We start from the raw sequence: 10,740 nt of genomic DNA, 5'->3' as shown, positions 1-10,740 counted from the left end.
GAAAAGACGGCATCGCCGAGACGCTTACGCAATTTCATGGAGAAAATGATGAGAGATACTGGTGTGAAAAGTATCTCTCATTATTTATATGGCTTATAGTCTGTTAGTTATGTTATACTTGATGAGACCGTGAGACTAAAATATCTTTTTCTATTTTTTTAGGAGCTGAGAAATAAAGGATAAGCAGATAAATGGAAGAGAGAGTCGGTTCTGAATACTGAAACAGGAATAGCTCATTGGAATTGTTAGAAAAGAAGATAAACTAAAGCTTTTAGTTTACTTTAACTATGAAAATTAGTTTATGAACTAAAACTTCTCGTTATTTGCAACAAACAATGTTGTACATATGAAAGGATTGACAGTAAAAGAAGAGGAACTGATGGGGTATTTCTGGGAGAAAGGCCCTTTGTTTGTGAAAGAAATGTTGGCTTTCTATGAGGAACCGAAGCCTCATTTCAATACGTTATCTACAATTGTTCGCGGGCTTGAAGATAAGGGATTTCTAGCTCATCATACTTTTGGGAATACTTATCAGTACTATCCCGTTGTCAGCGAAGAAGATTTCCGTAAAGGAACACTGCGGAATGTAATCAGCAAGTATTTCAATAATTCATATTTGAGTGCTGTTTCGTCTTTGGTCAAAGAGGAAGACATTTCTTTGGATGAGCTGAAACAACTGATTCAGGAAGTGGAACAGGCACATCGGAAGTAAACGAGACTATTATGGTACTATGAATAAACACAATTTACTTAAAAACAAATAAACATGATGTCAAAAGAAAAATCTAATTCCATGAAACAGTTGAAGTATTCGATTGCTCTGCCGTTGGCTACTGTGACAATGTTTCTTTTTACTTGCAGTGCATGGGCCGATAATCATAAGGAGACGAGCAATGTTGCAGCGAATGATACGCTGCCTGCCTGTCAGACTGATTCTTTGCATCCTGTGTTGCACTTCGAGAAGATACCCGTGAAGGAAAGTTATACCGAATCGGATACAGTGCAGATACTAAGATTGGATTCGGAAAAGTTACGGTTGCCTGAAGGATTTGGCTGGTCTAGCGCACAATCTTATCAGAACGGGGATGGCTTGGTAAGCACTAAAGCAATATATAAGAAAGAAAACGGGGAATTGCTGCGCCTTTCTTCTTCTGTTCCATGGACTGCGGAACGTTTGGCAGAATTCGTGGAGGACGTGAAAAAAGGTATGTTGAAGTCATTGAATGAGAATTATGGCGAGAAACGAAGTAATGTCAGCAAGGCTGCTTCCAATGCTGCTGACTCTTTTGTAACTTCCTCGACTACAACCACTTCACGGACGATTATAGAGACGAATGATGTAGATGCCTTTTTTGATATGTATGCTAAGAAAGAAGGCGGAATAGGGTATAGTGGTCAACTGATTTTGTTGGATGGAAAGGAAATCACCTATCAGCAACTCATGCAACTGGCAAAAGACGATATCATAGAAACGCATGCTATTTTGCCTGAAAGTACGGGGCTGGAGAAGAAATTCGGCCAGAAAGCCAAGAATGGAATTTGGGTACTTGTTTCTAAAAAGAATCCGAACTATTGGGATGAATTTAAGAAACAACTGACACAGAAGTAAGAACCGGCGAAACCGGAAATATTCATAGCATAAACTTTGTATCATGGGAGCTTTCTTCATTTATATATTAAAATCAGCCGTTTGCCTCGTTCTCTTTTATCTGTTTTTCAAGTTATTGTTGAGCAGGGAGACATTTCATCGCTTCAATCGTGTTGCTTTGCTGGGAGTATTGCTTCTTTCATTACTCATTCCTTGTATCGAAGTGACTACACGGCATCAGGTTGAAGTGCAACAGGCTGTTCTTTCCATCGAGCAATTACTGATGATGGCAGAGATGGAGAATGCTGTTCCTGCCGAAGTCGAAACAGGAGAATGGCAACAGGCACCCGATTCGGTTTCTCTTTCTTGGATACAAATAGTTTTATTGGTCTATCTGACCGGAATTGTCGTTCTCGTCTGTCGTAATGTCTATTCTTTGTTGTGTCTGATCAGACTAATCTGTTCCGGCAGGCGGGAGAAACAGGAAAGAGGCATTACGCTGGTAGTACACGACCGGGCTGTTGCTCCGTTTAGTTGGATGAAATACATCGTCATTAGCCGGAAGGATTTGGAAGAGAATGGACGGGAAATTCTGATTCATGAGACAGCGCATATTCGTAACCGCCATTCTATAGACTTGTTGATTGCCGATGTTTGTATCTTCTTTCAGTGGTTCAACCCCGGAGCATGGCTGCTCAAGCAGGAATTGCAGAATATTCATGAATACGAAGCTGATGAAACCGTTATCAATGAAGGGGTGAATGCAAAAGAATATCAGTTATTATTAATAAAAAAAGCTGTTGGCACAAGGCTCTACTCTATGGCCAACAGCTTTAATCACAGTAAACTTAAAAAACGTATCACTATGATGTTAAAAGAAAAATCGAACCCTTGGGCGCGTTTGAAGTACTTATATGTGCTTCCGCTGGCAGCTATTGCAGTAACTGCTTTTGCCCGTCCCGAAATCTCTGAAAAGGCTGATGAGATTTCTGCGGTCAAAGTTAATGATTTGGCTGCAATTTTAGAAGCAAGAAATGAAGAAAATGTAGTGGAAGCATCTGTGGTCGATACAGCAAAGAACAAGGTTGTTGTAGTAGGCAAGGTTATGTCGAAGGATTCTGTATTTATTGTAAAGGGTGAAAAGGCTACTTCGATCAGCGTATCCGGTGCTTCTTTGTCGAATGAAAAAACTCCTTTGATTATTATTAATGGAAAAGAATCGGATCGTGCGGTGGTAGATGCTTTAGACCCTAGTCGTATTGAAAATATCTCTGTATTGAAGAATGAGAATGCCGTAAAAATATATGGGGAGAAAGCTAAAGACGGTGCTATGATCATCCAGCTTAAATCAACGGAAGTACAGATGTTTTCGAATAAAGACGCAATCGGTGCTAATGTGAAAATGAGACTGGATGCACTAAACAGTGGAGACAAGAATTGGGGAGTTAAATTTCATTCTGCTACCGGAGGGCAACCTTTGGTTTTCATAGATGGTGAAGAAGCCTTGGGAGACGATCCCTTATCCAACATTTCTCCTGATCGCATCAGGAGCCTGTCTGTCATGAAAGGTAAGCAAGCTATGGCAGTCTATGGCAATAGGGGAAAAGATGGAGTCATTCTTGTCAATTTGAAAGCAGAGCGAAAGTACCCAAACAAAGAAAACCTTCCGAATCCTACAAAAATAAATACTGAAAGTGAACTGCCCAAAAAGGAAAATACCTTTGTAATAGGTGGCCCTCATGATGCTGAATGGCATGCGGACCAAACAAAACGAATGAATGCGGCTTTGATTATCATTGATGGTAAGGAAGTGAAGTCTGATGCTATTTCTACACTTTCTCCCGAACGTATTAAAAACTTTACTGTATTGAAAGATAAAGCAGCTATAGATGCTTATGGAGAAAAAGGGAAAAATGGCGTGGTACTTATCACTTTGCTTACGGAAGGAGAGTATGAATTTCAAAAGAATGGCTCGAAAAAGCCTTATGCCGATGCTTTGGAACTGGCAGAAAGTGTGGCAAAAGGGGTAGAGGGAGAAGTGATTTATTGCATAGATGACGATGAAATCAGGAAAACAAAATTGAAAGGAATGTCTGCCAAGGAGATAAAGGCAGTTTCCGTCGATGATTTTGGCAAGAAGAAGGTAGTCCGTCTGAAAACTGATAAATATCGTTCCGACTGGATTACCGTCACAGGAGAAGTGTACGGCGAAGATGGGAAGCCAACTGTGGCTATTGTGAATGTAAAAGGAACGGGATTCATGGAAAGAACAGATGCGAATGGTCATTTTACGATAAAAGCTCCTAAGAAAGGGGTGCTTTTGATAGGTTATAATGATAAACCGACCATTGAAGTCAAAGTGAAATCTGCACTCAAAGTTGTTTTAAAGGGCAAATGAGGGTAGGCTTTATCTAAGTAGGGGTTGACGTTTATATATTAATATGCAAAAATGCGAATTTAAATAAGAAATAAAAGTGACATACATATTATTAACTATTTGTTAAACTTAAAATTCTATCTATTATGAAAACAAAATTTTGTAAGATTTTACTAGCTGTTTCATTTCTTTTTCTTGTGTCTGATCTTTGTATGAGTCAAAACTTAAAAGGAATCTGGAAACTTGTCCAGAGTGATGATACTTCGCAAGTGGTTAGATATAAGGTGCTGGATAAAGATGGTAATTATTTCAATGTAGATGCTTATGTCAAAAATGCAGTTGACATAGATAGCCGCAATTCAGACGGTGTATTTTGTCCTTACAAAATTACTCGTTCGGGTGAGTATAGTATCATTGCCAAAGGTCTTTACTGTGAGAAGCTACGAAATGAACACGGAAGATCAGCGAATGCTATTGTTCCTATATCTTATCGGATTGACGGAAAGAAGATGACGCTTCTGTTTCAGTTGGGTAATAGTGTTTATCGTGAAGTTTACCAAAAGGTGCCGGAATTGGGCAAATGAGTAAAAGGTTCAAAACTTAACTTTATAAACTGAAATAGTTTTTATTTCATAGTGTCTTTTTCCATGCGGAGGTACTCAAGTATCTCCGTTTCTTGTTCCGGATGAAACCAGCGTATTTCTTCATCCCTTTTGAACCACGTCATCTGTTTACGTGAATAAATGCGTGAATTTTGCTTTATCTTTTCGATAGCAAAAGAAAGCTCCCATTCCCCGTCCAGGTATTTGAACAGTTCTTTATACCCTACCGTATTGAGAGAGTTTAAATGCCGGTAAGGAAGTACGGAACGTACTTCGTCCAGTAATCCTTCTTCCATCATCTGGTCTACACGGCGGTTAATGCGATCATAGAGTTCCTCCCGGTCGCGGGTCAGTCCGACCTTAAGGATACGGAAGGGACGTTGTTTTTTCTGTTGGGTACGGAAAGATGTATATGTCTTTCCAGTCATATAGCAAATCTCCAGTGCATGAATCACACGCTTGGGGTTTTTCAAGTCTACTATACGATAATATTCCGGATCTAATAAGCGTAGTTCTGAGCAAAGCTGTTCCAGTCCTTCTTCCTCATACTTTTGTAGCATTACCTGACGCGTCTCCGCATCAACGGTGGGAATGTCATCAATGCCCTTGCAAATGGCATCTACGTACATCATAGACCCACCTGTCAGTACTACTACCTCATGTTTTGTGAATAATTGACGAAGGATTTCCATAGCTTCCTGCTCATATTGAGCGGCACTGTAATAATCGGTGAGATGGAGAGTACCTACCAGGTAATGAGGTACACGTTTTAATTGATCTGGGGTAGGAGCCGCTGTTCCTATTTTTAGTTCAGCATAAAGTTGTCTTGAATCAGCAGAGACAATGCTGGTGTGAAAGCTTTCTGCCAGTCGCAGGCTTAATTCTGTTTTTCCTACTCCTGTAGGTCCGATTAAAACGATGAGAGTGGGCATGGATTAATTGACAATTGATAATTGACAACTGACAATTGACAGGTGATAAGTGACTGGACAACTAATTTTTATTGTTATTCTTAGTGTGCAGCCAATTGTCAACTGTCAATTGTCAACTGTCAATTAATTAGAATTTCTCTTCTTCGTAGGAGCTGCTTGCGTTACCGCCTATGTCGAATCCTTCCTGATCAAAATCTTCCATATCGAAATCTTGATCACCATAGAAGTTTTCGTCCAGATCGAGTGAGCTACTTGCGGCAGCCATTTCTTCAAAGTCTATCGTTTGTTTCGGAGCATCACCCGATTTTTTGGTACATTTGGCACCGGTCATCTCTTTTCCGGTGATGATTTCAGACAATTCGATGAAGAAACAACGCTCTGTCATGTAGTCGAATACATACAACAGTTTTTGCTTTTCATCCTCTACCAGTTCGCTGATAATAGTGTCTTTCATTACCCAACTATCCATTTCCGGATTGTCGTCCATTTCTTCTAAAGTAATTTCTTTTTCTTTTTCCCAGTCATCATCACAGATGAAGAAAGAAGTCATCTGGTCGTTTGTGTACCCTACTGATTTCAGTATTGCTTCATGGAAGTCAAAGAATGTAGCTTCCGGATCAATTTGTATTTCTCTGACAAAATCGTCAACTTCATCAGATATGATAGTAAATCTGTATATCATAATATGACTATTTTGAACTGTTTATTTAATAATACCACGTTCTGAATTACGGATAAAGTTAATAATATAGTCTATTTCCGGACTAGATTCAACTTCATCTTCAATTTTTTTCAATGCATCTGTCGTATTCAATCCACTTTGGTAAATGATACGATAGGCATTGTGGATACTTTCAATCACTTCATTGGAAAAACCACGGCGACGAAGCCCGATGATATTGATTCCACTGAAAGCGATAGGCTCGCGTCCTGCAATGATGTAAGGGGGAATATCTTTACTGAACCGGCATCCGCCCTGAATCATTACATGGCTGCCTACATGGCAAAACTGATGCATTAATACATTGGCACTGATAATAGCATTGTCGTCAATAACGATTTCACCTGCCATCTTGGTAGAGTTGCCGATAATACATCCGTTACCGATCAGTGCATCGTGTGCTACATGCACTCCTTCCATTAATAAGTTGTTGCTTCCTACAATGGTACGCCCTTTAGCTGCCGTACCACGGTTGACTGTAACATTCTCACGAATCAGATTATTGTCTCCGATCTCAGCAGTTGATTCTTCTCCACGAAACTTGAGGTCTTGTGGAACTGCTCCGATGACAGCACCCGGAAAGATCGTATTTCCATTGCCAATACGCGAACCATACAAGATGTTCGCATTAGCCATAATCTTATTATTATCGCCAATAACTACGTTTTTATCAATAAATACAAAAGGCGCAATTTCTACATTTTCTCCGATTTTAGCTTCGGGATGAATATACGCTAGAGGACTTACCATGTCTTTAGTTTGGGTTTATTTATTTTTTACTATTTGTGCCATGAATTCTGCTTCACAAACAACTTTTTCGCCGACGAATGCATAACCTTTCATTGTAGAGATGCCACGACGGATCGGAGCTAGTAATTCTACACGGAAAAGCAGTGTATCTCCCGGTACTACTTTCTGGCGGAACTTCACACCGTCTATTTTCATGAAATAGGTGGAATAGCGTTCCGGTTCGTCAACAGAATTGAGAACGAGCAAACCGCCCACCTGTGCCATTGCCTCTACCTGAAGTACGCCCGGCATCACTGGTTCCTGTGGGAAATGTCCCTGAAAGAAAGGCTCGTTTGCTGTGATATTTTTGATGCCTACTATATAGCTGGCACCCATTTCAATTACTTTGTCTACCAATTGAAAAGGATAACGGTGCGGCAGCAGTTCGCGGATACGGTTCACGTCCATCACCGGTTCGCGGTTGCAGTCATAGGTCGGTGCCTGAATTTCGTGCAGACGAATCTCTTTCCGCATCTGGCGTGCAAACTTATTGTTGATCGTGTGACCGGGGCGGGTGGCGATGATGCGGCCTTTTATCGGTTTACCAATCAAAGCAAGATCACCGATAACGTCCAGTAGTTTGTGACGGGCACATTCGTTCGGCCAAACCAATGGCTTGTGATTAATGTAGCCCAACTGGTCTGCGTCCATGTGAGGAACTCCCATTACGTCAGCCAGTTTATCATAACTCTCCTGTGACATTTTGCGCTCGTAAATAACGATCGCATTGTCCAGGTCTCCACCTTTAATGAGGCCGGCAGAGAGAAGCGGCTCTATTTCGCGAACAAAGACGAAAGTACGGCTGGCAGCCACTTCGTCTTTGAATTTATGCATATCCTCAAGCGTTGCAAACTGGTTAGGAATAATGGTTGAATCATAGGAAACCAGTACGTTCAGACTAAAATTCTCGTCCGGTAGTACGATGATAGAAGACCCTGTTGATTCATCCCGGAATTCAATTTTAGATTTGATGATATAAAAATCCTTGACAGCACTTTGCTCTTCTGTTCCTACACGCTCTATTTCTTGTACGTAATATTGTGCACTACCGTCCAAAATCGGAAATTCCGGACCATTCACCTGGATGAGGCAGTTATCGATGCCCAATGCATAAAGGGCTGCCATACCATGCTCTACAGTGCTTACTTTGACTCCGTTCTTCGACAATACTGTGCCACGGGTTGTTTCCGTCACATTGTCGGCTACTGCATCGATAGTTGGTTGTCCTTCCACGTCAATACGCTGGATTTTGTATCCGTGATTGTCCGGGGCAGGATTAAAAGTTACAGTGAGATCAAGTCCAGTGTGAAGACCTTTCCCGCTCAGTGAAAAGCTATCTTTCAGCGTTTTTTGTTTCAGCATTGGTTACTTATTTACTTATTTAATAGTTGTTTTAATTCTTCTACTTCTTTGCGCAGATTGCGTAGTTCTTTTTGCATATCCGGCAAATTCTTAGCTACAACAGCAGCTTTAAAGTAAGTTTTCGGTTCTGTGGGAGGAGTTCCGATCAGTACGCTGTCTGCTTTGATACTGCTTGGTACGCCTGATTGTGCTCCCAGATTGACCCGGTCGCCGATATTAATGTGTCCGGCAATACCTACCTGACCACCAAACATACACCATTCTCCTATTTTGGTAGAACCTGCTATACCGACTTGTGCCGCCATTACTGTATGTGAGCCGACTTCGTCGTTATGGGCAATCTGTACCAGATTATCTATTTTAGCACCGCTATGTACAATCGTAGCTCCCATAGTAGCACGATCTACACAGGTGTTGGCACCTATATCCACTTTATCTTCCAGAATCACAATTCCGATTTGCGGAATCTTATCGTATCCGTTCGGGGTAGGAGCGAAGCCGAATCCATCGGCGCCGATTACTGCACCTGAATGCAGGATACATTCGTTACCGATGCGGCAGTCATGATAAACATTTACATTTGAGTAAAGAAGGCAACCGTTGCCTATCTTCACACCGTCTCCAACGAAAGTATGAGGGTAAATTTGGGTATTATCTCCGATAATGACGTTTTCACCGATATAGGCGAAGGCACCGATATATACGTTCTCGCCAATTTTAGCACTGGGGGCAATAAAAGCCAGTGAATCGATACCTTGTTTCTTGGGTTTGCTCATTTCATAGAGATTGAGCAGCTTCGCCAGGCTTTCATAAGCATTGTCTACTTTGATCAGAGTAGCATGAATCTCATGCTCAGGGACAAAATCTTTATTAACTAATACAATGCTTGATTGTGTCTCGTAGATATAAGGCGTATATTTAGGGTTCGACAGGAAAGAAATAGCTCCGGGCATTCCCTCTTCTATTTTAGCGAATGTGTGTACCGTTGCGTTTTCATCTCCAATGATTTCCCCTTGGATAAATGCTGCAATTTGCTTAGCCGAGAACTCCATGTCTTTATTTTAAATTAAATTAGTTCACAAATAACGGATTTTTTTTTCAGATTTCCGTGTTATTGAATGAATATTTTATACTTATCTATGCAATCTCTGGTAGCAGAGATAGTATTTCTTTACCTTTTTGGACAATAATGAGATGTTCAGCATGTCCGATGCCTCGGCAATATTTTTGATAGTGCCGTCTTTGTAGATAATATCAATACTGTCATCTGCCGGGTCGTACATATTCTTTTCGATGCTGGGGGTAGAGACAAAATAGTTCGCTTCGGAAAGGGTTATGCCTAGTTGTTGGCTGATTTGCAAAGTTAACTCTTTTATTCTGTCTTCGCCAATAGGTTCGGAAGAAATTTCCACTTTAAAGATATTTCGGTTAATCATGCCCAGGCTGAGTGTGGAAAGAACTTTGTCCGGATGATTGCTCCATACTTTCAAGGCAGTCCAGATATCATTGTCATCCAATTGGATGAAATTTTCCAGACAATCGGGATTGTTATAGAACTCCGTATGATTAATGTCATTATATAGAAAGAAATGCAATGCCGGTGAGGCAAATAATTCTACTCCCTGCGATGCCAGTTCTTTGGCACGAAGCAGCGTGCTGATAAGCATTCGTTCATAAGCTACTGATGTTTTGTGCAGGTATACCTGCCAATACATCAGGCGGCGTGCCGTCAGGAAATTTTCGATGGAGTAGATGCCTTTGGATTCAATGACAAGTCGGTCATCGGCTACATCAAGCATCTTGATGATGCGGGCAGAGCCGATGTTTCCTTCTGTAACACCGGTATAGAAACTGTCACGGCGAAGATAATCGAGGCGGTCCATATCCAGCTGGCCGCTGACGAGTTGATGCAGGAATCGCTTCGGATATTCGTCCTTGAATATCTGGATGGCGAGACTAAGTTGCCCGTTCATCTCTTTGTTCATTCGTTCCATCAGCATCAGAGAGATTTCTTCATGAGAAACTCCCTGTACAATCGTATCCTCAAGTACATGAGAAAACGGACCATGTCCGATGTCATGCAACAGGATAGCTGCCTGTACGGCTTCTGCTTCACTGTCGAAGATAAAATTGCCTTTGGAGGTTAGCTGAGTGATCGCTTCGCTCATCAGGTAGAAAGCACCTAATGAGTGCTGGAAACGAGTATGTTGCGCGCCGGGGTATACCACTGACGAGAGACCTACCTGCTTGATGCGGGTAAGACGCTGCAAAAGGGGATGCCGTACGATGTCGTACAGTAACCCCTTTGGTATATTGATAAATCCGAATACCGGATCGTTGATTATCTTTCTTTCGTAAGGCATTCCTTT

At 41.3% G+C, this 10,740-nt stretch carries 10 protein-coding genes; 4 read left to right on the top strand and 6 right to left on the bottom strand.

Annotated elements, in window-relative coordinates; genetic code table 11:
* The first annotated feature begins 346 nt into the window (after window positions 1-346).
* The 4 genes from HMPREF2794_RS13295 to HMPREF2794_RS13280 all read left to right on the top strand — a co-directional run bounded on the left by HMPREF2794_RS13295 (window position 347) and on the right by HMPREF2794_RS13280 (window position 4,549).
* A complete protein-coding gene (locus tag HMPREF2794_RS13295) occupies window positions 347-712 on the top strand; it encodes a BlaI/MecI/CopY family transcriptional regulator (protein ID WP_010536794.1) in 366 nt (121 codons plus the stop codon).
* A gap of 81 nt (window positions 713-793) precedes the next feature.
* Complete coding sequence (locus HMPREF2794_RS13290; protein ID WP_227034072.1) at window positions 794-1,609, top strand: hypothetical protein; 816 nt, start codon at window positions 794-796, stop codon at window positions 1,607-1,609.
* Window positions 1,610-1,652: 43 nt separating this feature from the next.
* Window positions 1,653-3,986 carry a M56 family metallopeptidase gene (locus HMPREF2794_RS13285; RefSeq protein ID WP_070751660.1) on the top strand — a complete coding sequence of 778 codons (2,334 nt, stop codon included), beginning with the start codon at window positions 1,653-1,655 and terminating at the stop codon, window positions 3,984-3,986.
* Between the two features lie 191 nt (window positions 3,987-4,177).
* Window positions 4,178-4,549, top strand: a complete 372-nt coding sequence (locus HMPREF2794_RS13280; protein ID WP_227034070.1) for a DUF4488 domain-containing protein — start codon at window positions 4,178-4,180, stop codon at window positions 4,547-4,549.
* Window positions 4,550-4,590: 41 nt separating this feature from the next.
* Here the strand turns inward: HMPREF2794_RS13280 and miaA are convergent, their stop codons facing one another.
* The 6 genes from miaA to HMPREF2794_RS13250 all read right to left on the bottom strand — a co-directional run bounded on the left by miaA (window position 4,591) and on the right by HMPREF2794_RS13250 (window position 10,734).
* Complete coding sequence (gene miaA, locus HMPREF2794_RS13275; protein WP_010536811.1) at window positions 4,591-5,499, bottom strand: tRNA (adenosine(37)-N6)-dimethylallyltransferase MiaA; 909 nt, start codon at window positions 5,497-5,499, stop codon at window positions 4,591-4,593.
* 127 nt (window positions 5,500-5,626) lie between these two features.
* Entirely contained in the window at window positions 5,627-6,181 is a 555-nt protein-coding gene (locus HMPREF2794_RS13270) for an IS1096 element passenger TnpR family protein (protein ID WP_010536812.1), read from the bottom strand.
* 21 nt (window positions 6,182-6,202) lie between these two features.
* Complete coding sequence (lpxA, locus tag HMPREF2794_RS13265) at window positions 6,203-6,970, bottom strand: acyl-ACP--UDP-N-acetylglucosamine O-acyltransferase (protein ID WP_010536813.1); 768 nt, start codon at window positions 6,968-6,970, stop codon at window positions 6,203-6,205.
* 15 nt (window positions 6,971-6,985) lie between these two features.
* Entirely contained in the window at window positions 6,986-8,371 is a 1,386-nt protein-coding gene (locus HMPREF2794_RS13260) for a bifunctional UDP-3-O-[3-hydroxymyristoyl] N-acetylglucosamine deacetylase/3-hydroxyacyl-ACP dehydratase (protein ID WP_010536814.1), read from the bottom strand.
* 11 nt (window positions 8,372-8,382) lie between these two features.
* Window positions 8,383-9,423, bottom strand: a complete 1,041-nt coding sequence (gene lpxD / locus HMPREF2794_RS13255; RefSeq protein ID WP_010536815.1) for a UDP-3-O-(3-hydroxymyristoyl)glucosamine N-acyltransferase — start codon at window positions 9,421-9,423, stop codon at window positions 8,383-8,385.
* Between the two features lie 81 nt (window positions 9,424-9,504).
* Window positions 9,505-10,734, bottom strand: coding sequence for an HD domain-containing protein (locus HMPREF2794_RS13250; RefSeq protein WP_010536816.1), 1,230 nt, complete (start codon window positions 10,732-10,734; stop codon window positions 9,505-9,507).
* Window positions 10,735-10,740 lie beyond the last annotated feature (6 nt).

The organism is Bacteroides sp. HMSC067B03 (assembly GCF_001811315.1).
GTDB classification, from domain to species: domain Bacteria; phylum Bacteroidota; class Bacteroidia; order Bacteroidales; family Bacteroidaceae; genus Bacteroides; species Bacteroides faecis.
This window is presented reverse-complemented; position numbering and strand designations above follow the sequence as displayed.